The 21,370-nt window shown below is 41.2% G+C and carries 19 protein-coding genes; 15 read left to right on the top strand and 4 right to left on the bottom strand.

What is annotated here, in order from left to right; translation table 11 throughout:
• The first annotated feature begins 13 nt into the window (after positions 1–13).
• The 3 genes from LPB220_RS10560 to rpsD all read left to right on the top strand — a co-directional run bounded on the left by LPB220_RS10560 (position 14) and on the right by rpsD (position 2,551).
• Positions 14–1,009: an ABC transporter substrate-binding protein gene (locus LPB220_RS10560; RefSeq protein WP_049475071.1), complete on the top strand. Its 996-nt coding sequence runs from the start codon at positions 14–16 to the stop codon at positions 1,007–1,009.
• A complete protein-coding gene (locus tag LPB220_RS10555; protein ID WP_150906756.1) occupies positions 1,002–1,733 on the top strand; it encodes an ABC transporter ATP-binding protein in 732 nt (243 codons plus the stop codon). Before LPB220_RS10560 ends, LPB220_RS10555 begins: the two co-directional genes overlap by 8 nt.
• A 206-nt stretch (positions 1,734–1,939) precedes the next feature.
• Positions 1,940–2,551, top strand: a complete 612-nt coding sequence (rpsD, locus tag LPB220_RS10550; protein WP_003002210.1) for a 30S ribosomal protein S4 — start codon at positions 1,940–1,942, stop codon at positions 2,549–2,551.
• Between the two features lie 151 nt (positions 2,552–2,702).
• On the opposite strand, the gene LPB220_RS10545 is transcribed toward rpsD, so the two are convergent.
• Positions 2,703–3,236: a TetR/AcrR family transcriptional regulator gene (locus tag LPB220_RS10545; protein ID WP_150906754.1), complete on the bottom strand. Its 534-nt coding sequence runs from the start codon at positions 3,234–3,236 to the stop codon at positions 2,703–2,705.
• Between the two features lie 134 nt (positions 3,237–3,370).
• On the opposite strand from LPB220_RS10545, the gene LPB220_RS10540 reads away from it, so the two are divergent.
• Entirely contained in the window at positions 3,371–6,166 is a 2,796-nt protein-coding gene (locus tag LPB220_RS10540) for a YhgE/Pip domain-containing protein (RefSeq protein ID WP_150906752.1), read from the top strand.
• Positions 6,167–6,254: 88 nt separating this feature from the next.
• Here LPB220_RS10540 and LPB220_RS10535 read toward each other — a convergent pair whose 3' ends face one another.
• Together LPB220_RS10535 and LPB220_RS10530 are read right to left on the bottom strand one after the other, a co-directional pair.
• Entirely contained in the window at positions 6,255–6,920 is a 666-nt protein-coding gene (locus LPB220_RS10535) for a DUF4947 domain-containing protein (RefSeq protein ID WP_182448459.1), read from the bottom strand.
• Between the two features lie 89 nt (positions 6,921–7,009).
• A complete protein-coding gene (locus LPB220_RS10530) occupies positions 7,010–8,257 on the bottom strand; it encodes a carbohydrate-binding domain-containing protein (RefSeq protein ID WP_118396232.1) in 1,248 nt (415 codons plus the stop codon).
• Positions 8,258–8,473: 216 nt separating this feature from the next.
• Here LPB220_RS10530 and LPB220_RS10525 point away from each other — a divergent pair, with 216 nt between their 5' ends.
• The 11 genes from LPB220_RS10525 (at position 8,474) to LPB220_RS10475 (ending at position 19,260) form a co-directional block, all read left to right on the top strand.
• Entirely contained in the window at positions 8,474–9,253 is a 780-nt protein-coding gene (locus tag LPB220_RS10525) for a polyphosphate polymerase domain-containing protein (protein ID WP_150906750.1), read from the top strand.
• On the top strand, positions 9,246–9,929 hold the full coding sequence (locus tag LPB220_RS10520) for a DUF4956 domain-containing protein (RefSeq protein ID WP_150906748.1): 684 nt from the start codon (positions 9,246–9,248) through the stop codon (positions 9,927–9,929). The genes LPB220_RS10525 and LPB220_RS10520 overlap by 8 nt, the downstream gene beginning before the upstream one ends.
• A 92-nt stretch (positions 9,930–10,021) precedes the next feature.
• Positions 10,022–11,281, top strand: a complete 1,260-nt coding sequence (locus LPB220_RS10515; protein WP_150906747.1) for a S41 family peptidase — start codon at positions 10,022–10,024, stop codon at positions 11,279–11,281.
• A 170-nt stretch (positions 11,282–11,451) separates the two neighbouring features.
• Positions 11,452–11,580, top strand: coding sequence for a teichoic acid D-Ala incorporation-associated protein DltX (locus LPB220_RS10510; RefSeq protein ID WP_006595368.1), 129 nt, complete (start codon positions 11,452–11,454; stop codon positions 11,578–11,580).
• Positions 11,581–11,598: 18 nt separating this feature from the next.
• Positions 11,599–13,149 carry a D-alanine--poly(phosphoribitol) ligase subunit DltA gene (dltA, locus tag LPB220_RS10505; protein WP_070464739.1) on the top strand — a complete coding sequence of 517 codons (1,551 nt, stop codon included), beginning with the start codon at positions 11,599–11,601 and terminating at the stop codon, positions 13,147–13,149.
• A complete protein-coding gene (gene dltB / locus LPB220_RS10500; RefSeq protein WP_150906745.1) occupies positions 13,146–14,399 on the top strand; it encodes a D-alanyl-lipoteichoic acid biosynthesis protein DltB in 1,254 nt (417 codons plus the stop codon). The genes dltA and dltB overlap by 4 nt, the downstream gene beginning before the upstream one ends.
• Before the next feature lie 15 nt (positions 14,400–14,414).
• Positions 14,415–14,654: a D-alanine--poly(phosphoribitol) ligase subunit DltC gene (gene dltC / locus LPB220_RS10495; RefSeq protein ID WP_003002265.1), complete on the top strand. Its 240-nt coding sequence runs from the start codon at positions 14,415–14,417 to the stop codon at positions 14,652–14,654.
• Positions 14,647–15,915 (top strand): D-alanyl-lipoteichoic acid biosynthesis protein DltD, encoded by a 1,269-nt coding sequence (gene dltD / locus LPB220_RS10490; RefSeq protein WP_003009158.1) that lies wholly within the window; start codon positions 14,647–14,649, stop codon positions 15,913–15,915. The genes dltC and dltD overlap by 8 nt, the downstream gene beginning before the upstream one ends.
• 251 nt (positions 15,916–16,166) lie before the next feature.
• Positions 16,167–16,391, top strand: a complete 225-nt coding sequence (locus tag LPB220_RS10485; RefSeq protein ID WP_021154124.1) for a hypothetical protein — start codon at positions 16,167–16,169, stop codon at positions 16,389–16,391.
• Positions 16,392–16,488: 97 nt separating this feature from the next.
• Positions 16,489–18,243 (top strand): aspartate--tRNA ligase, encoded by a 1,755-nt coding sequence (aspS, locus tag LPB220_RS10480; protein WP_150906743.1) that lies wholly within the window; start codon positions 16,489–16,491, stop codon positions 18,241–18,243.
• 75 nt (positions 18,244–18,318) lie between these two features.
• Positions 18,319–19,260, top strand: a complete 942-nt coding sequence (locus LPB220_RS10475) for a YitT family protein (RefSeq protein WP_150906741.1) — start codon at positions 18,319–18,321, stop codon at positions 19,258–19,260.
• A gap of 29 nt (positions 19,261–19,289) precedes the next feature.
• Here LPB220_RS10475 and pulA read toward each other — a convergent pair whose 3' ends face one another.
• The gene (gene pulA / locus LPB220_RS10470) at positions 19,290–21,365 is read right to left on the bottom strand and encodes a type I pullulanase (protein ID WP_150906739.1); all 2,076 of its coding nucleotides are present in this window, start codon (positions 21,363–21,365) and stop codon (positions 19,290–19,292) included.
• Positions 21,366–21,370: the final 5 nt, after the last annotated feature.

The raw sequence follows: 21,370 nt of genomic DNA, 5'->3' as shown, positions 1-21,370 counted from the left end.
AGAGGTATAGCTAATGAAAAAGTCAATAGGTTTATTTTTCTCAATAATATTGGGATTTGTTTTCTTGAGTGCTTGTCAAAATTCTGTCAAGCAATCGTCAAGTGGTTTGAAAAAGATTGATTTTATTCTAGATTGGACCCCGAATACCAATCACACGGGTCTCTATGTAGCAAAGGAAAAAGGGTACTTTAAAGATGCAGGACTGGATGTAGATATAAAACTTCCTCCGGAAGACAGTAGTTCTGATTTGATTATCAATGGGAAAGCTCCATTTGGTATTTATTTCCAAGATTCTATGGCCAAGAAATTGGATAAAGGTGCGGGTATTACCGCTATTGCAGCTATTGTCGAACACAATACGTCAGGGATTATTTCAAGAAAAGATGCAGCGATCACAAGTCCAAAAGATTTGGTTGGTAAGAAGTATGGTACCTGGAATGATCCGATTGAGTTGGAAATGATCAAATCGATGATGAAAAAAGAAGGGGCTGATTTTAATCAAGTAAAATTGGTTCCAAATAGTGATTCAAATTCCATTACTCCGATTGAAAATAAGGTCTTTGATGCTGCTTGGATTTATCACGGTTGGGATGGAATTTTGGCTGAGCAAAAGGGAATGAAAACCAATTTCTTCTATATGAAAGATTTTGTTCCTGCATTTGACTACTATTCGCCTGTTATTATTGCTAACAATGACTATTTGAAATCTCATAAAGAGGAAGCAAAAAAATTCATTCAAGCGGTGAAAAAAGGCTACCAATATGCTATAGAGCATCCAGAAGAAGCAGCAGATATCTTGATTAAACAGGCCCCTGCTTTGGCTAACCAGCGTGATTTTGTACTAGCTTCTCAAAAATATCTTTCCAGTCAATATGCTTCAGACAAGGATAAATGGGGACAGTTTGACTCCAAACGTTGGAATGCTTTTTATGCTTGGGCAAAAGAGCAAGGATTGGTTTCAAATGACTTAGAAGACAAAGGTTTCACAAATGAATTGGTAGGTGACTGATATTTTAACCGTAAAAGATGTAAGTTTCTCTTTTGGAGATAAAGCAGTTTTAAACAATGTATCACTAGAAGTGCAAAAAGGAGAAATCGTCTCTATTCTAGGTCCAAGTGGGGTAGGGAAATCAACCTTGTTTAATTTAATTGCTGGGATCTTTCCCTTACAAAAGGGCGCTATAGAAGTAGATGATGCCCCGATCTCCTTTGGAAAAGTCAGCTATATGCTACAAAAGGATCTTTTGTTAGAACATAAGACAGTATTGGGAAATATTATTCTTCCCCTTCAATTAAAAAAGATTCCTAAGGAAGAGGCAACATCTACAGCTCTAAAATTGTTAGATGAATTTAAATTGGGAAGTATTGCCAACCTTTATCCCAATGCCCTGAGTGGGGGGATGCGGCAACGGGTGGCGCTATTGAGAACCTATCTTCTGGGTCATACTGTCTTCCTATTAGATGAAGCTTTTAGTGCCTTAGATGAATTGACAAGGCAGGATCTTTATCAATGGTATCTGGAAAGCAAGGAACGTCTTGGTCTCACTACTCTTTTGATCACTCATAGTATCGAAGAAGCTTTGACGTTGAGTGACCGGGTCTATATCTTGAATCATAATCCTGGAGAAATTGTTGCAGATCTTCCTTTAAAATGGGATCCAGCAACGGATAGAGACTGGCAACAATTGCAATATAAAAAACGAATCATAGAATTATTGTCTGAATTTCATTGAAATTGTTTTGAAGGACTTTACAAAGTCTCTATTCCGTGATAAAATAGAATTTGTGCGAAATGACAGCAGGACAAAATGAAGCTCGTCAACAGGAAGTCAGCTAGAAAAGTAACCTTTGCTGTTTGGGCGAAGGCTTTCTGAACGAATCAGGTTTGTCTAAAACGTTATTTCCTACAAAAAATTATTTTTATAGGAGGACATTTTAAATGTCACGTTATACAGGACCATCTTGGAAACAATCTCGCCGTCTTGGCTTGTCACTTACAGGTACAGGTAAAGAATTGGCACGTCGTAACTACGTACCAGGTCAACACGGACCAAACAACCGTTCAAAATTGTCAGAATACGGTTTGCAATTAGCTGAAAAACAAAAACTTCGTTTCTCTTACGGACTTGGTGAAAAACAATTCCGTAACTTGTTCGTACAAGCTACTAAAGTTAAAGAAGGAACTGTCGGTTTCAACTTCATGCTTCTTTTGGAACGTCGTTTGGATAACGTTGTTTACCGTCTTGGACTTGCGACTACTCGTCGTCAAGCTCGTCAATTCGTTAACCACGGTCACATCCTTGTTGACGGAAAACGCGTTGATATCCCTTCATACCGCGTAACTCCAGGTCAAGTGATCTCAGTTCGCGAAAAATCAGCTAAGGTTCCAGCTATCCTTGAAGCTGTTGAAGCTACAGTTGGACGTCCAGCATTCGTATCATTCGATGCTGACAAACTTGAAGGTTCATTGACTCGCCTTCCAGAACGCGATGAAATCAACCCAGAAATCAACGAAGCACTTGTCGTTGAATTCTACAACAAAATGCTTTAATTTTAAGATATACTTTGCAGAAAGCCTACTACAGTGGGCTTTTTATTTTGTCTTAAAGGGTTGATTTCTGGCTTTGCTCCCCTTTTTGTTTTCTTAAAACCTAAACCTGCTAATAAAAAAACTCCTGATCTAGATCGATCAGGAGAGACTGTTACCGTAACATTTTCAATAAAAATTCAGCCATTTGTTGAGGACTTTCTTTTTTTCCGCGCGAAACCCACATCTGACAGACTCCGAAGAAGGCATTGGTCAGATAGACAGAACTGTAGACTCTTTCAATATCTGTTAATGATTTATGACTATAGCGCTCTTGCAAACTATCAACCAGAAGAATCTGTAATTTATGTCGTAAGAAGGTTTGGATCTCTTTGGTTCCATTCTCTGTCAGAAGAACTGCAAAGAGGGGCTCCTTGGTTAGGAATTCGAACACTTCTGTAATCGCTTGGCGCTTGTCGTCTTGGTGTTTGTCAAAGATATATTCAAGCTTGTGAAAGAGTGCTTGTTGGTAGCGCTCGATCATATCGTACTTGTCTCGATAGTGGGTATAAAAGCTAGAGCGACTAATGCCGGATTCTTGTGCTAACTCAACCGTTGTGATTTGGTCGAATGATTCCTTTTCTAGTAGTCGAACCATCGCCTCCTCGATATTTCGTTTTGTTTTTAATCGTTTATTGCTCTCAGTCATCTGTTAATCCTTTTTGCACAAAATTATACACAGTGTCTAAAAATAAAGATTTGCTACTTGTGAAAATTTCTAGAAACTGTATAATCTATTATATCAGAAATTTAGACAATGTGTATAAAAAGGAGACAAAAAATATGATGAAAGAATGGAAGGCTATTCTTAAAAAGCCAACATTTATCATTGTCATGATTGGAGTTGCTTTGATTCCAGCTCTTTATAATATTATTTTTCTATCTTCCATGTGGGATCCATATGGCCAAGTTTCGGATCTTCCTGTAGCGGTTGTCAATAAGGATCAATCTGCTACATATAATGGACAAAAGATGGAAATAGGAAAAGACATGGTGTCCAATTTGAAGGACAATGACTCACTTGATTTTCATTTTGTAGATGAGAAAGCTGCGAAAGATGGTCTTAAAAATGGCGATTATTATATGATTGTAACCCTGCCTGAGGATCTTTCAAAGAAAGCTAGCTCCATCTTAACCAATCATCCGGAACAGATGACCATTGATTACCAAACATCCAGTGGTCATAGTTTTATCGCAGGGAAAATGAGCGACACTGCGATGACAAAGATGAAGCAGTCAGTGGCCGAAAAAGTGACCAATACGTATACAACAGCTTTATTTTCCAAAATGGGATCGCTTAAATCTGGTATGGGGACAGCGGCAGATGGAAGTGCTAAATTAGCAGATGGTGCAAGTAAATTGGAAGATGGTGGTCAAACACTGTCTACTAATTTGAATACATTGGCTCGTTCAAGCTTAGCATTTTCAGATGGTGCGACTACTCTTCGTACGGGTCTAGCAGCCTATACAGATGGTGTTGGTCAATTAGGAAATGGTCTCAATCAAATGGCTGGTCAACTTCCAAACTTGGTATCTGGCGTCAATCAATTAAATAATGGGTTTGGTACTTTTAATACAGGCTTGATGGCTTACGCTACCGGAGTGGATCGATTAGGAAATGGTCTCAATCAAATGGCGAGTCAAACCCCTCAGTTAGCTTCAGGAGTTGGTCAATTAACCAGTGGTATGGGGACCCTCAATGATGGTCTTGGGAATTATACCAATGGCGTGCGTCAATTGAATTCAGGCCTATCTAACTTTTCAAATGGTTTAGCAACCTATACAAATGGAGTCGCTACTTTATCAGAAGGAGCGGGTCAATTAAGTAGTCAATCTGCTACCCTTCGAAATGGGGTTTCACAATTAGAATCAGGTATTCAAACATTATCAAGCCAGCTACAAGCTTCTACAAGTCAATCTGCTCAGATTGATCAATTGGCAGCTGGTTTAAACCAATTAAATGCAGCGATTCAAAATGCTTCAGTAGATACCAGTCAACTTTCGTCTGGATTGACGAGTATTGCGAATTCAGCTCAATCAATCCTTGCTTCAGCCCAAGCGGATCGTGCAAATGCCCTTGCAAGTGTACAAGGGACAGCAGCTTATCAAGCAATGACAGCTGATCAACAAGCGGAAATCAGTGCGGCGATCTCATCTAGCCCAAGCTCGAGTGAAACAGCAGCTCAAGGGATCTTGACAACGATCCAAACGATCCAAAGTAGTTTGAATACAGGAAATAGCTTGACACAGCTGCAAACTGCAGCCAATCAAGTTTTACCAACAGCTTCTTCTACCTTGACAGACTTGTCAAGTGGCTTGTCTAAGATCCAATCCGCAGTTAGTGGACAATTGTTGCCGGCTAGCCAAACCATCAGTCAAGGGATTGGCGCTTATACAGCTGGTGTTGATAAAATCGCTAGTGGGGCAAGCCAACTTCAGACCAATAGTAGCACTTTAACGGATGGTGCTAGTCAGTTAGCAGCAGGGGTTGGCCAACTAGATAGTAAATCATCAGAATTACTTGCAGGAAGCAATCAATTAGCTTCTGGTCTAGGTGAGTTAAATGGGAAGATGCCTGCCTTGACATCAGGCATGAATCAACTGGCTTCAGGAGCGACCCAATTAACAGGTAAGTCGGGTGAATTGGTTGCCGGTGCTGGAAAATTAGCTGACGGTGTAGGACAATTGAACAGCAAAACTCCAGAATTGGCAGGTGGTGTCAACAAACTTGTCACTGGTGTCAATCAGTTGACAGAAAAATCAAGTCAATTGGTGAATGGGGCTGATAAACTAGCTGACGGAGCAAATCAAATCTCAGAAGGATCCAGCAAATTAGCAACGGGTGGCCAAACATTGACAAACGGTTTAGGTGAATTAGCAACAGGAAGCCAAACCTTGAGTCAAGGATTAAACGATGCTAAGGGACAATTGAATGCTGCTACAACTGAAAAAGAAAACGCAAAAACCTTAGCCAATCCTGTTACGACTTCTAAAACAGATCAAGATAATGTCCCGGTGAATGGTGTCGGAATGGCTCCTTATATGATCTCTGTAGCACTCTTTGTTTGTGCCTTGTCAACCAATATGATCTTTGCAAAATTGCCATCCGGTCGTCATCCTGAAAGTCGTTGGGCATGGTTTAAATCTCGCTTTGAGGTCAATGGAACCATTGCGGTGGTTGCAGGAATCTTGGTCTATGGTGCTGTTCACTTGATTGGTTTATCTGCCAATCATGAGATGGCTACCCTCTTCCTTTGTGTGATCGGTAGTCTAGCCTTCATGTCTATCGTGACCGCTTTAACAACATGGCAAAGAAAGGTCGGTGCTTTCCTCTCGTTGATCCTCTTGCTCTTGCAATTGGCTTCTAGTGCAGGAACTTATCCTCTTGCTTTGACAAATGGATTTTTCCAAGCCATTCATCCATTCTTGCCAATGAGCTATACCGTCTCTGGTCTTCGTCAAACGATTTCGATGACAGGAGAAATTGGAAATCAAGTGGTCTTTCTTTTGATGACCATTGCTCTATTTGCGGGACTAGGGATGTGGTTTTACAATCCAAAAAAATATGAAGAGGACTAATCGTCAAGAACTCTCAACTCATTTGGAGTTGAGAGTTTTTTGTTTCATGTGAAACAAAAATTCTCGCTTGTTTAAGCGAGAATATTCATTATTTAAAGAAGACAACATCAGGATTTGGCGTAATATAGAGGAGTTGGTCGTTTTCAAAGACCAGTTGGATGGTGTTGTTTTTATAGGTGTAAATGGTGTAATCTACTCCGAATTTAGAAGCTTGTTTCAGATCAACAGCTCCCAATAAAAAGGCATGAGCTTGTTCTTCTGTAATTTTCCCCTTACGGTAGAGATTTTTAATATTTTCTAGCTCAATATTTTGAAAAGATTCGCTAATATAAGCAGGGTCTGTTATTTGTTTTTCTGGATTTCCAAGGATTTTTTGGACAAGAGCAGTGGTATACCCTTCATAATCCGGCGTTTGTACAAAAATATTGTCGTCATTTCTAGAGTAGGCTACTTTTAAGTTCCCTGTTGCATAAATTTTATCCTTGGGTGCTTCTTGGGCATTTCTAGGGAGCCCTTCGGTTGTGATGATGTCAGAAGTGGTCTCCGTAGTAGTTGAGGGAGAGCTAGAGGAATTACCTGTGCTAGTTGAGCTAGTTGAACGACTCGAGCTACTTTTTTTAGTGGTTTTCTTTTTTGAGCTGGTAGTAGTAGGCACTTGTTTAAAATTGATCTTAAGGTCCGGCACACAGGCTGATAGAAAAAGAAGAGACAGCAAGAGTGTGAAGAAAAGAGGTAGTGTCTGTTTTTTCATCATATTCCTTTCAACAAGTTGATTGATTTTCTATTCTATCATAAAAAGAGGAACAAAAAAAGGTCAGGAAGAAATCCTGCCTTTATTTGTTGTTATGGATGTCCGCCTCCAGGTCCACCACCTTGAGGTCCGCCACCGCCGGGAGCCCCACCGCCTCCAGGCATGGAATTGACAATTTCTGTTTGTTTTTCACCATTGATATAGATATCTCCACCGGTGTAGGTAGCAGTACCATCAAAGTCAAAGCCGGATTGCCCTGTTAAATTGATGGTTCCTCCAGTCACAGTGACATTACCGTTTGAGTCGATTGGATCGGTATCCCCTTGGCCAACTTCAACGTTGAGAGTTCCACCATTCATGGTGAAGAAAATTTCATCTTGGTTGGCATTAGCATTAGCCGCATTGACCCCGTCATCGGTTGCATAGATGGTGATATCTCCACCGTTAATGGTGATCGATTTTCCTTCGAGACCTTCGACAGACTCGGTTACCTGATAGGTTCCGCTATCGATGATCAGATCACCAGAAGCATGGATGCCATCGTCTCCTGCTGTGATGGTCATTTTGTTATCTGAAAGGTACATGGTTCCGACCGAAGTATCTTCATCATTATCCACCTTGACCGCATCTTCATCTGCGTCAATGGTCATGGTCGTGCCAGTGATATTGAGTTCGTCATTGACATTGAGGGCATCTCCTACAGCTGTGATTTTATAGGTTCCACCCGTGATGTGGAGAGTGTCATTGGCCTTTATCCCGTTGTTCTTCTTGGCATCGATGTTGAGCGTACCCGAACCATTGATGGTGAGGTCGCCTTTAGAGAAGATGACCGCATCGGCATCTTCATCACTGTTTGAACTTGAATCAGACAAGGTATTGGTCGTGCCATTTGCTAGAGTCAGGTAGACATGCCCCGCTTTCGTAGCAGAAATTGGTGCGTTGGTGTTGGACATAGTAACACCTTTTAAGACGATATGAACATCATCTGAGTCACCTGCTTCGACTTTGATTTGAACCCCATCAGATTCACCAGAGATGACATAAGTTCCGGCCTTCGAGATGGTCACAGTTGATCCAGAAACGGCTACGCCATCCCCTGAAACAGTTGCAGACGAGCCAGATAGTTTGACAATAGATGCTTTACTTTCATCATATGAGGTGTCTGAATCTTTTTCGGTAAAATAGTCAGATTGCTTGGTTTTAGTCGTTTTCTTTGAGACACTAGAAGCAGTTGTTGTTGCGTTTGTTGTAGCTGATTGAGATGATGCTTGGCTACACGCTGTTAGTAGGGTGAGGGTTGCGGCCCCCGTTAATAAAAATTTCCATTTGTTTGATTTCATGAGCTTTTCCTCTCGTTCAATTGATATGCTCCTAGTCTAAAGTTGCTAGCTGAAAGTTTCCTAAAGTTTTTCTGAAAGGAACCTTAACTTTAGTTTTCTTTAAGTTTGGCTTAATGACCAGTTAAGAAAGTCCCATTAAACTAGAAAGCACGTAAGTCGTATTCATACTGACTGAAGGTTAGAAATAATAGATCCCCCCCTTAAAGGAGAAGAAACATGAAAAAAACAATTGAGACAAGTTTCAAACGAATCGAAACAAAATATATCGTCGCAAAAGATGACGTGAAGGACTTGATCAAAGACTTAAAAGGATATGTCGTAGAAGATGATTACCCAACCTCAACCATTTCAAATATTTATTTTGATACGGAAAATTTTGAGGTTATTCAAGATGCTCTTGCCAAACAACACCGCCGTGAAAAAATTCGGATGCGGACTTATTTAGAAACACCTCAAGCAGACAGTCCAGTGTTTCTAGAGGTGAAGTCAAAAGATGAAGAAGGAATTGGCCATAAATTCCGTCTAGTCGCCACTTCACAAGCCATTATCAACTTGATGACAGATGGGAAAGTAGATCATCAGATACAAGATCCAGACTTAGTGCAAGAGATTCAGAGATTGCGCAAACGTTATGGTCATCGATTGGAACCACGGATGTTCATTTACTATGATCGCTTGTCTCTCAAAGAAAAGAAATCCATTCAGGGTTATCCTTATCAGAAGATTCGCGTGACAATCGATCAAAACTTAGTCTTTCGAGATCAGGCTGTTAGCCTTTTTGATGGGAAGAAAGGAGAACCTCTACTAGAGGATGACTTCGTGATCATGGAAATTAAGGCTCCTGGCCAAGAACCTAAATGGCTAAAGGATATTTTAGAGAAGTATGGTTTGGTCAAGCAGAAATTTTCAAAATATAGCTGTGCTTATCATAAATCACAAGGCTTGGATTATGCCCCAAGACCAGTTCAAGAAACGGTAGGTGCTGCCTATGTCTAATCTATTTGATTCTATTTTTAATAATGCTACAGCAACGGTGGATCCCTTGCGCTTGCTGCTGGCCCTTTTGGTCAGCCTCTTTCTAGGGATGGCCCTATCTTGGACCTATAAATACCGGACACTTTACACTCGAGAGTTTGTCATTAGTTTGACCTTGCTTCCTTCTATGATGACCTTAGTGATCTTTTTGGTCAATGGAAGTTTGGGAACCTCGATTGCAGTGGCAGGGACCTTTAGTTTGATCCGTTTCCGGTCAGCTACGAGTGGTTCTAGAGAGTTGATTGCGATTTTTCTTGCCATGATTATAGGACTAGCGGCAGGTTCGGGCTATCTTTTATTGGCCATTTTATCAACCCTTTCTTTACTAGGAGTGTGGCTGGTATTAGAGAACAAACAGAGTAAGGCAGACCATCAACGGCGCCGTCATTTGACCATAACTGTCTCAAAACAAGATTCTGTTGCAGAACAAATCAGCCAGTTGTTGGACCAAAGTTGTTCAGAAATTGACTTTATTTCTGTCACAACGGCCCAAGCTGGAGAACAACTGACCTTGAACTATGAGGTAAATATGGAATCGAACATCGATGATTTTGCCCTTGCCAATCTATTGATTAGCAAGATTGAAAATTGTGATGTCGCTCTGACAAAGAAAGCGAAGAAAAGAAAGAATCTATAACGGCTATCCTACTTTAGGATAGTTTTTTAGGGTTTTAAGAACTTTTTAAGAAAAAGTGGTATACTGTTTCTAAAAAATGGAAGGAATCCTTTATGAAAAAGACTGCTATTTTTGAAGATGTCATCTCGGTTATGAGCCATGATTCATCTACCATCAAGGATCGAAAAGGATGCGACCCCGATCGCTTTCGAGAAAAAATGACAGATGATATGACAGATGATGCCTTTCTCTATCAAGTTAAGGCTTACCTAGCTAGTTTTGGGGTGATCGGGCATGTTTCCTTTCGAGATAAAAAGGCCAGTCAAAAAGGGTTCCTTTTGAGAATAAATGGACAGAAACTGTATGTTGAGGAAGCTAATGAAGATACGGGTCTTCAAGTAGGAGATCAGATCCTAGCTCTGGATGGAAGAGACTTGGATCAGATAGCTTCTCTTCATAAAGCCTATTTTATCAGCAAGACCCCAGAAAGACATTATAGAGAATGGGCAGATTTGGTCTCTCAGTCAACGAGTGTCACCCTGCTTCGAGAAGGGATAGAAAAGACCATTAAAGTAGTACCCAGTCGAGAACCGATCCAGGATCATATCTTTTGGAAACGATTAGACGATGAGATTCTTTATCTTCGTCTGGATAACTTTATGGATGAGAGAGCTATTAGTCGGGTATATCAAGAGTGTTTACCTATGATGACGGAAGTCAAGTTTCTTCTCATTGATGTGAGACATAACAGTGGAGGGACAGATTCTTTATATTTCCCTCTATTACATCTAGGTTTAGAGAAGGATCAGGGCTATGAAGGCATTGATTGGGATGATGATGGCATGGAAATTCTCTACACGGAGCGTAATGTTGATCTGCGCTTGAAAGACTTTGAGGACTGGATGCAACAGGAAGAAATTAGTCCTGAAACAGTCAAGCTGCTTGAAGATATGAAAGAGGATTTGCTTCGCCATCGGGGGAAAGGCTATGTACCGTATCAGCAAGAAAGCGAGGAATTCTTCCCAGAGGTTAGAGGAGGCCACTATCCCGAACGGATCTTTGTCTTATCAGACATCTACTGCGCTTCTTCTGGAGATAATTTTGTCCAGATGATGAAGCAATTTAAGAAGGTAACGGTGGTAGGTAGACCAACTCTCGGAATTTTAGACTATTCCAATTGTTGTACCGTTGATTATGGTGATTATCGATTGATGTTTCCTACTTCTCGCTGTCTAAGCCTGGATCAAGGCAAAGGAATGACGGATCAAGGTGTTGAACCGGATATAGAGATTCCTTGGAGTCCTGACCATTTTGAAAGAGATGTGGATCTGGACAAGTGTCTGGAGTTAATTCATCGGGGGAATGTAAAATAAAACAGGATTTCAATCAGAAAAACTGATTAAAGAAAAATGCTTTCGTTAAACGGCTTGAATGATCTGAAATGATAACGTTTTCTACCACATTCTCACTATGTTTAAAATTGCTTACTTGGTATAAAAAATGGTAAAATAGTGAGTAACAATCAAAATGAAGAGTGAAACTTATGAAACATAAAACACTTTATAAATTTATCGGGCAGACGATCTTGTATTTCGCCATTTTCCTAGCCCTACTTTATTTCTTTAGTTACCTTGGTCAAGGTCAGGGTGGCTTTATCTATAACGAATTTTAGAAAAGGAGACTCCTAGCCGTGTCAAACCAACCAATTACTGATATGATCGAGACAATTGAACGTTATGCGCAACTACAACCAGACTATCCGGTTTACAATGTCCTTGGTGAGGAACATACCTATGGCCAATTGAAGGCTGATTCAGATAGCTTGGCTGCCTACATTGACCAAATGGGACTTCCTGAAAAGTCACCTGTAGTGGTCTTTGGTGGACAAGAGTATGAAATGTTAGCAACCTTTGTAGCCTTGACAAAATCTGGCCATGCCTATATCCCAATTGATAGCCACTCTGCCTTGGAGCGCGTGTCTGCCATTGTTGAAGTAGCAGAGCCAAGCTTGATTATTGCCATCAATGAATTTCCATTGGAAAACCCAGCTGCTCCAATCATGTCCTTGGAGCAAGTGCGTGAAGCTTATGCGGCTCAGCATGCCTATGACTTGAAACATCCGGTCAAAGGGGATGATAACTACTACATCATCTTTACCTCAGGGACAACTGGGAAACCAAAAGGGGTGCAAATTTCGCACGATAACTTGCTCAGCTTTACCAACTGGATGATTACGGACAAGGAATTTGCAACGCCAGAGCGTCCGCAAATGTTGGCGCAACCGCCCTATTCCTTTGACTTGTCTGTCATGTACTGGGCACCGACCTTGGCTCTTGGAGGAACGCTTTTTGCTCTTCCATCAGCTATCACTCAAGACTTCAAACAACTCTTTGCGACCATCTTTTCTCTTCCGATTGCTATCTGGACTTCAACACCATCTTTCGCAGATATGGCCATGTTGTCTGAGGATTTCAATGCTGAAAAGATGCCAGGTATCACCCATTTCTATTTTGATGGGGAAGAGTTGACCGTTAAAACGGCTCAGAAATTGCGCGAGCGTTTCCCAAATGCGCGCATCATCAATGCCTACGGCCCAACTGAGGCAACTGTAGCTCTTTCAGCTGTAGCCGTAACAGATGAGATGTTAGCTACTTTGAAACGTCTGCCAATTGGTTACACCAAAGAAGATTCTCCAACCTTCATCATTGATGAGGCAGGAAACAAATTGCCAAATGGTGAGCAAGGGGAGATCATCGTATCTGGCCCAGCCGTTTCAAAAGGTTATATGAATAATCCAGAGAAAACAGCAGAAGCTTTCTTCGAATTTGAAGGTCTTCCAGCCTACCATACAGGAGATGTCGGAACCATGACGGATGAAGGCCTCCTTCTCTACGGTGGACGGATGGACTTCCAAATCAAGTTTAACGGTTATCGTATCGAGCTAGAGGATGTCTCTCAAAACTTGAATAAATCGAAGTATATTGACTCAGCAGTCGCAGTACCGCGTTATAATAAAGATCACAAGGTCCAAAATCTCTTGGCCTATGTCATCTTAAAAGAGGGTGTCAAAGAACAATTTGAGCGCGAAATTGATATCACGAAAGCCATTAAGGAAGATTTAGAAAACATCATGATGTCTTATATGATGCCTTCAAAATTCCTCTATCGTGACAGCCTGCCATTAACACCAAACGGGAAAATCGACATCAAAGGGTTGATTAGCGAGGTTAATAACCGATGATCGAGTTTTTGAAACAGCTCCCTCATTTAGAACACTATGGAACACCGATCTATTTTATCTACCTCATTCTAGCTTTTTTGCCGATCTTTGTGGGCCTCTTTTTCAAAAAGAGATTTCCGGTATATGAAGGACTTGTGAGTCTGATCTTTATCATTTTGATGCTGACAGGTTCGAATCTCAAGCAAATTTATGCCCTGCTCTTTTACGTAGTCTGGCAAATCTTGATTGTGTATTCCTACAAAATCTATCGTCAGAAAGCGGACAACAAGTGGATTTTCTATCTTCATTCCTTCTTGTCTGTCTTGCCCCTGATCTTTGTTAAGGTAGAGCCAGCAATCAAGAATGGGCACCAATCCTTGTTTGGTTTTTTAGGGATTTCGTATTTAACCTTCCGAGCTGTCGGAATGATCATCGAAATGCGAGATGGTGTCTTGAAAGAATTCACACTTTGGGAATTCTTACGCTTTATGCTCTTTATGCCGACCTTCTCAAGTGGGCCGATTGATCGTTTCAAGCGTTTTAATGAGGATTATAAAACCATTCCTGAGCGTGAAGAATTATTGGATATGTTGGAGCAAGCTGTTAAGTATATCATGTATGGCTTCCTTTATAAATTTATCCTAGCTCATATTTTTGGCCACTTATTGTTAGGCCATGTGCAGACCTATGCCTTGTCTCAAGGTGGATTCTTCAATATCGGAACGCTGGGAGTCATGTATGTTTATGGCTTTGACCTCTTCTTTGACTTCGCGGGTTATTCGATGTTTGCTTTAGCAGCTTCTAATCTGATGGGGATTAAAAGTCCCATCAACTTTGATCGTCCTTTTAAATCACGTGACTTAAAGGAATTCTGGAATCGTTGGCATATGAGTTTATCTTTCTGGTTCCGTGATTTTGTCTTTATGCGTCTCGTGATGGTATTGATGCGTAATAAATTATTCAAGAGCCGAATTACCACTTCAAATGTTGCCTATATTATCAATATGTTGGTTATGGGCTTCTGGCACGGGGTGACCTGGTACTACATCGCTTATGGGCTCTTCCATGGGCTTGGACTGGTCATCAATGATGCTTGGATTCGCAAGAAAAAGACCATCAATAAAGAAAGAAAAGCAAAAGGATTGGATCCTATACCGGACAATCGTTGGACCAAAGCTTTAGGGATCTTTATCACCTTTAACACAGTGATGCTGTCCTTCCTGATTTTCTCAGGATTCTTGGATCAACAATGGTTTCCAAAATTGAAATAAAAGGAGAATAGAAAAATGGATGTAAAATCACAAGTAATTGAAATTATTGACGAATTGTTTATGGAAGATGTCTCAGACATGATGGATGAGGATCTCTTTGATGCGGGTGTCCTTGATAGTATGGGAACAGTCGAATTGATTGTGGAATTGGAAAATCGCTTTGGCATCCGTGTTCCTGTATCTGAATTTGGACGCGATGATTGGAATACTGCTAACAAGATCGTAGAAGGTGTAACGGAGCTTCAGAATGCTTAAGCGTTTGTGGCTGATTTTAGGGCCCGTATTTTGCGCGCTCCTCATGGTAGCAGCTTTATTATTCTTTTATCCAATCAATCATAAGCACAACTATACCGAAGAGAAAAAAGCTGCGGTTAGTTTGAATGCAGAAGGATTCAAGAGTCGTACAAAGAAACAAGAAGCACTTTCTGATCCACAGCATCGCTTTGTTCCTTATTTCGGCTCCAGTGAGTGGTTGCGTTTTGATGTGGTGCATCCAGCAGTTTTGGCTGAAAAATATGACCGCAATTACAGACCCTACTTTTTAGGAGAACGTGGTGCGGCTTCTTTGAACCAGTATTTTGGGATGCAACAGATTTTGCCAGAACTCAAGGACAATACAGCTGTTTATGTGGTTTCTCCGCAATGGTTCACCAAGAAGGGCTATGATTCCTCTGCCTTTCAACAATTCTTTAATAGCGATCAGTTGAATAGCTTTATTGCCAATCACCAACAGGATGCTGCATCCCAGTATGCTGCAAAGCGTCTGTTACAACAGTATCCAAATGTCGCCTTTCAAAGTGTTGTAACGAACATTTCTCAAGGAAAGAAAATTTCCAGATTTGATCAGTCTTTGAACCAGCTTGTTTCCCACCTTGTCCAACGCGAAGATGCTTTATTTAGTAATCTTGCAACGCGTACAAACGGGAATTACGATAAGAAGGTCAAAAAACGTCTACAAGATTTACCAGATCAATTCTCATATGAGAAATTGGAAGAAATTGCAACGGCTGAAGCAAAAGTCAAAACCAATAACAACGACCTTGGAATCAGCAATCATTTTTACAATACTCGTTTAAAAATGAAGTTGAAGAAACTTAAAGGTTTCCAAAAAAACGAATCCTATGTTCAATCTCCTGAGTACAATGACTTGCAATTGGTTCTAGACCAGTTTGCTAAATCTCGGACCAATGTCATCTTTGTCATTCCTCCAGTTAATGCCAAATGGATGAAATACACAGGCTTGAGCCAAGAAAAATATGAACAGGCTGTTCAAAAGATTCGTTACCAATTGGAAAGTCAAGGATTCACCAATATTGCAGACTTTTCTAAAGATGGTGATCAGCCCTACTTTATGGAAGATACGATTCATATGGGATGGAATGGTTGGCTAGCCTTTGATAAAGCGGTCAATCCCTTTGTCACAAAGGCTGAAAAAGCACCAACTTACCATCTAAATGATCGCTTCTTCAGTAAAGACTGGGCTCAATATAAAGGGACACCAGACGAATTTAAATAATGCTTGATCAAAGGGGGCAGGATCAAATCCTGGCTCCTTGATTTGTGAGGAAAGTGACGAGAAAGTCACAAACGAGCAAGAGAGTTATCCACAGGCTGTGGGAAACTTCCTTGTAAATGGATGAAAACAAGTCCTGGTGCTGATGACACTTCCTCTTTTGAGGGAGCAAAAGGTGAAAGTTATCCACATTTTTGTGGATAAGTGATAAAAAACAGTGGATAAGTCAGCTGGTTTGTGAAAAGGAGAATAGTGTGAAAAAAATTTGGTTTTACGCAATCGTTCAGGGAATTGTGATCTTTTTTATTGTGGGTGGCATGACCTATGTACTTAGGGGAGATTTCTTTTTCCGCTACCTATCCCCTATTTTTGGACTAGCAGCAGCTGTCTTGCGATTTGGGACGGCGACTTTAATGAAGGTGCTAGCACCCACTCTCTACGATGATCCCAAAAAGAAAGAAGAGAGCCACGATAACTAAAGAAGTTGGTGACTGAAAAAGTTGAACTAAAGGCCACTTTCTGCTGGTCTTTATGGTAAAATAGAAGGAAGAATATTAGTTTGGAGATTAATTAGAAATGAAACGTTCAATGTATGCTGGACGTGTTCGTGAAGAACACATTGGAACTCGTATTACCTTGAAAGGATGGGTTAGCCGTCGTCGTGACTTGGGTGGTTTGATCTTTATCGATCTACGCGACCGCGAAGGAATCATGCAATTGGTGATCAATCCAGAAACAGTTAGTGCAGAAGTGATGGCTACAGCCGAAAGCATCCGTAGTGAATATATTGTAGAAGTGACAGGTCTTGTAGAAGCTCGTGAACAAGCTAATCCAAACTTGCCTACAGGAGCAGTAGAACTCAAGGTAGAAACTATTACGGTTCTCAATACCGCAAAAACAACACCATTTGAAATCAAGGACGGTATTGAAGCCAATGATGATACTCGTCTTCGTTACCGCTACTTAGACCTTCGTCGTCCTGAGATGTTGGAAAACCTCAAACTTCGTGCAAAAGTAACCCATTCAATCCGCAATTACTTGGATGAATTAGAATTTATTGATGTGGAAACACCATTTCTTTCTAAGTCAACTCCAGAAGGAGCGCGTGACTATTTGGTTCCTTCCCGTGTCAATAAGGGGCATTTCTATGCCCTTCCACAAAGTCCTCAGATTACAAAACAATTGTTGATGAATGCTGGATTTGATCGCTATTATCAAATCGTGAAGTGTTTCCGTGATGAGGATTTACGGGGAGACCGTCAACCTGAGTTTACACAAGTCGACTTGGAAACTTCTTTCTTGAGTGATCAAGAAATCCAGGATATCACAGAAGGCTTGATTGCACGTGTCATGAAAGAAACCAAGGGAATTGAAGTAACACTCCCATTCCCACGGATGAATTATGATGACGCTATGGCCTTGTATGGTTCAGATAAACCAGATACACGTTTTGACATGTTGCTCCAAGACTTGACAGAGCTTGTCAAGGCTGTAGACTTCAAAGTCTTCTCAGAAGCTCCAGCAGTTAAGGCGATTGTTGTCAAAGGTGCAGCAGATCATTACTCTCGTAAAGACATCGATAAATTAACAGAAGTTGCGAAACAATACGGTGCAAAAGGTCTTGCTTGGGTGAAATATGCTGAAGGTGCTTTGAATGGTCCTGTTGCGAAGTTCTTGACAGACTTGACAAGTGACTTGACAGCTGCTTTACAGTTAGAAGACAAGGATCTAGTTCTCTTTGTAGCAGATACTCTTGAAGTAGCCAATGCAACGCTTGGTGCTTTGCGTGTTCGTCTTGCGAAAGAGCTTGACTTGATTGACAACAATCAATACAACTTCCTTTGGGTAGTGGATTGGCCAATGTTTGAATGGTCTGAAGAAGAAGGCCGTTATATGTCTGCTCACCATCCATTTACACTTCCACAAGCTGAAACAGAGCATGAATTGGAAGGTGATCTTTCAAAAGTTCGAGCAATTGCCTATGATATCGTCTTAAATGGCTATGAATTAGGTGGAGGAAGCCTACGGATTAATCATAAAGATTTACAAGAACGGATGTTTAAGGCACTTGGATTTACAAAAGAAGCTGCCAATGAACAATTTGGTTTCTTGTTGGAAGCAATGGATTATGGTTTCCCACCACATGGAGGATTGGCGATTGGGTTGGACCGCTTCGTGATGCTTCTTGCAGGTGAAGATAATATTCGGGAAGTCATTGCCTTTCCTAAGAATAACAAGGCGACAGATCCAATGACACAAGCTCCTTCTGTCGTTTCTGAAAAGCAATTGGATGAGTTAAATCTTCAAGTAGAAGTAGCAGAGCAAGAATAGGACAAGAGAGAAAAGGGAGAGTCTAGGAATCAGTTGCTCTAAGATTTTCCTTTTCTTCTAATCGATGGATTGAAAATGAAAAAAATTCGCTTTCATAAGCTATTTCGCTATCATGTGCGGCGACTAGCTTATAACATTAAATTATTGCGCGTGCTGAAGAGCATCTCCCGTGAGAAATACGATGAAAAAGTGTCAGCTTCCTTGCTGTATGGTTTTCTATCAGCGATTGCCGTCAACTTCTTCTTTCAACCAGGACATGTATACTCCAGCGGTGCAACAGGTCTAGCTCAGATTTTATCTGTTCTGAGCCAACGCTTTATTGGCTTTACGATTCCAGTTTCCTTGACCTTTTATGCCATCAATATCCCTTTGATGATTGTGGCTTGGTATCAAATTGGCCATAAATTTACCATCTTTACCTTTATTACGGTTTCGATGAGTTCCCTCTTTATTCAGTTCGTGCCAGTGATTACGTTGACCAACGATCCGATCATGAATGCCCTATTTGGTGGGGTTGTCATGGGAACAGGGATTGGTTTTGCTCTTCGGAACAACATTTCCAGTGGAGGAACGGATATTGTCAGTTTGACGATTCGAAAACGGACAGGAAAGAATGTCGGCAGTATCTCCTTTTTGGTCAATGGGACCATTATGTTGATCGCTGGTCTGACCTTTGGTTGGAAGTATGCTCTTTACTCTATGATTACCATCTTCGTATCGAGTCGAGTAACGGATGCTGTCTTTACCAAGCAAAAACGGATGCAGGCAATGATCGTAACGAGCCAGCCAGATGCCATTATTGAAAAGATCCATAAAAAATTGCATAGTGGAGCAACCATTATCCACAATGCAGAAGGAACCTATAACCATCAGGAAAAAGCGGTTCTGCTGACAGTTATTACGCGTGCAGAGTTTAATGAATTCAAATATATTATGAAAAAAGCTGATCCTCAGGCTTTTATCACCATTTCAGAAAACGTTCATATCATTGGACGCTTTGTGGAAACAGAAGAATAAAAATAAAGGTCACCACATTGTGGTGACCTTTATTTTGTTGATTCAGTTTCATGGAGAAGGAGCCAACTATGGGCAGGAATAGAAAGTTCCTTTCCTTTAGGAATAGGGGTTTTTAGGTTGGCATGAGGATAGGCAAATAACAGCTGACTATCACTCAGATGTTGATAGGTCTGTTCTTGATCACCGATATTGACAAGAATCGTTATTTTTTCACGATCTTTCTCAATCGTGTAGATTAAATGATGATCAGACAACCATTTGACATCACAGTAGTCGCGAATCTCTTGCCCTTTTTTCAAACGAAGGAGTGGCTGTGATTTCCGATAAGCAATCAATTCTTCAAGAAAAGCAAGTTCTTCTTGGCATTTTGGAAGGGATGTCCAGTCCAATTGGTTGAGACTATCTGGCAAGTTATAGGTGTTGTCTTCGAGCCCTTTTGTGCGATAAAATTCTTGACCAGCATGGATAAACGGCACTCCTTGAGCTAGTAACACTAAATGAAGAGCTAATCGTGAGAGAGATTTTCGATCTTCTAGACGAATCTCTTCCTTTTCAAGTTGGAAATAATCAAAAACAGTTGCATTGTCGTGGCATTCGACGTACTGAATGGCTTGTTGAGGTTGGGTGAAATGAGCAGGCCCTAGCTTCCCGACATTCGCCGTTAGAATATTCGCAAAATCATTTGCGGGATGTTGACTCTCACGACGGTGACCGGCTACAAGTGTTCTCTTGATCGTATCCCGGAAGTTATCACTGAAAAAGCCAAAGGCTGGTAATCGTTTCGCGTTATACTGGTGAGCGAGCTGATCTTCAGAGAGGCCGGTATCCATCTTCCACCCTTCCCCATAGAGATAGATGTTAGGATAGATTTCACGGAGTTCTTCTGCAATCTCTGTCATGGTTTGAATGTCTAGGATTCCCATCAAGTCAAAGCGGAAACCATCAAAGCCGTAGAGGGAAACCCATTGTTTGAGGGATTGCTTGATATAGTGTCTCACCATGGAACGCTCACTTGCCACGTCATTTCCACAGAAGGTTCCATTGGTCCGCTCTCCCTCTGCATTATAACGGTAGAAATAACCAGGAACGATCTGTTCAAAAGCATACTCATCTGCCTGGTAGACGTGATTGTAGACTACATCCATGATGACACTCAGATTAGCCTGGTGATAGGTGTCAATGGTGTCTTGGAGCTCTAGGATTCGCGCATAAGGATCGTTAGGGTCACTCGCATAGCTTCCTTCTGGAACATTGTATTGGACAGGATCATAACCCCAGTTGTAGGCTTTCCATTGATCCTCTTCGTCTACACTACCGAAATCGTAGACAGGAAGTAACTGTACATGGGTAATGCCCAGTTTTTGAAGGTAATCAAATCCAAGGATTTGACCATTGAGTTGAGGCGATTCTGTCAACCCTTTAAACTTACCAGGGTGTTTAAAGCCGGCCTCTTTTTGGACAGAGAAGTCCCGAACGCTCATCTCATAGATGAGCGCTTCTGTCGGGTCGAGTTGACGAGCAGCACGTGTGATAGGACGTGTGATCTTCTTGCGGTCGACGACGAGGCTATCTCCAGAGTTTGCTAAAGAGGATAGAGCATAGGGATCGTGGATCCGACGTTCTAGGCCATTGACACGGAACTCATAGTGGTAGGCAGCTCCTTCCCAATCCCCTTTGAGTACGAGTTCCCAGACCCCATTTTCTGTACGATGCATTGGATAGACCTGATCTTCGATATGGAGGGTCACATCTTGCGAAATGGGTGCCCAGAATTTAAATTGCGTCTGACGTAGTGTGTAGAAACTTCCTAGATCCTCTCCAGTATAGGTGAAGGTTTGATCAAAAATGGGTTTTCGAACAATTTGACGATAGTGGAGAATAGAAGAATTTCCAGCAGCATCGTAGATGGTGTACTCTTCTCCGAGTTCAAGTGGAATAGGGCTTAAGAAATAGTCTCCTGTGTCAGTCGCTGCACTTGACGTTTTGACAGGGATTAAGGCAAGATGACCTTGGTTCGTTTTCAAATAAAAAGGAAGGATATGCTCCTCTCCCTTTTGGATACGAATGAGGTCTTGGTCATCTAAATAAGCAGTAAATGTAGACATAAAGA

The organism is Streptococcus sp. LPB0220 (assembly GCF_008727815.1).
In the GTDB taxonomy this organism is placed as follows: Bacteria; Bacillota; Bacilli; order Lactobacillales; family Streptococcaceae; genus Streptococcus.
This window is presented reverse-complemented; position numbering and strand designations above follow the sequence as displayed.

Excerpts from the sequence above, each read along its gene's own strand:
- dltD (WP_003009158.1), top strand. The coding sequence starts at position 14,647 with ATGCTTAAGCGTTTGTGGCTGATTTTAGGGCCCGTATTTTGCGCGCTC.
- pulA (WP_150906739.1), bottom strand. The coding sequence starts at position 21,365 with ATGTCTACATTTACTGCTTATTTAGATGACCAAGACCTCATTCGTATC.
- LPB220_RS10535 (WP_182448459.1), bottom strand. The coding sequence starts at position 6,920 with ATGATGAAAAAACAGACACTACCTCTTTTCTTCACACTCTTGCTGTCT.
- LPB220_RS10510 (WP_006595368.1), top strand. The coding sequence starts at position 11,452 with ATGAAACATAAAACACTTTATAAATTTATCGGGCAGACGATCTTGTAT.
- LPB220_RS10515 (WP_150906747.1), top strand. The coding sequence starts at position 10,022 with ATGAAAAAGACTGCTATTTTTGAAGATGTCATCTCGGTTATGAGCCAT.
- LPB220_RS10540 (WP_150906752.1), top strand. The coding sequence starts at position 3,371 with ATGATGAAAGAATGGAAGGCTATTCTTAAAAAGCCAACATTTATCATT.
- rpsD (WP_003002210.1), top strand. The coding sequence starts at position 1,940 with ATGTCACGTTATACAGGACCATCTTGGAAACAATCTCGCCGTCTTGGC.
- dltB (WP_150906745.1), top strand. The coding sequence starts at position 13,146 with ATGATCGAGTTTTTGAAACAGCTCCCTCATTTAGAACACTATGGAACA.
- LPB220_RS10530 (WP_118396232.1), bottom strand. The coding sequence starts at position 8,257 with ATGAAATCAAACAAATGGAAATTTTTATTAACGGGGGCCGCAACCCTC.
- LPB220_RS10520 (WP_150906748.1), top strand. The coding sequence starts at position 9,246 with ATGTCTAATCTATTTGATTCTATTTTTAATAATGCTACAGCAACGGTG.
- dltC (WP_003002265.1), top strand. The coding sequence starts at position 14,415 with ATGGATGTAAAATCACAAGTAATTGAAATTATTGACGAATTGTTTATG.
- LPB220_RS10475 (WP_150906741.1), top strand. The coding sequence starts at position 18,319 with ATGAAAAAAATTCGCTTTCATAAGCTATTTCGCTATCATGTGCGGCGA.
- aspS (WP_150906743.1), top strand. The coding sequence starts at position 16,489 with ATGAAACGTTCAATGTATGCTGGACGTGTTCGTGAAGAACACATTGGA.
- LPB220_RS10560 (WP_049475071.1), top strand. The coding sequence starts at position 14 with ATGAAAAAGTCAATAGGTTTATTTTTCTCAATAATATTGGGATTTGTT.
- LPB220_RS10525 (WP_150906750.1), top strand. The coding sequence starts at position 8,474 with ATGAAAAAAACAATTGAGACAAGTTTCAAACGAATCGAAACAAAATAT.
- LPB220_RS10545 (WP_150906754.1), bottom strand. The coding sequence starts at position 3,236 with ATGACTGAGAGCAATAAACGATTAAAAACAAAACGAAATATCGAGGAG.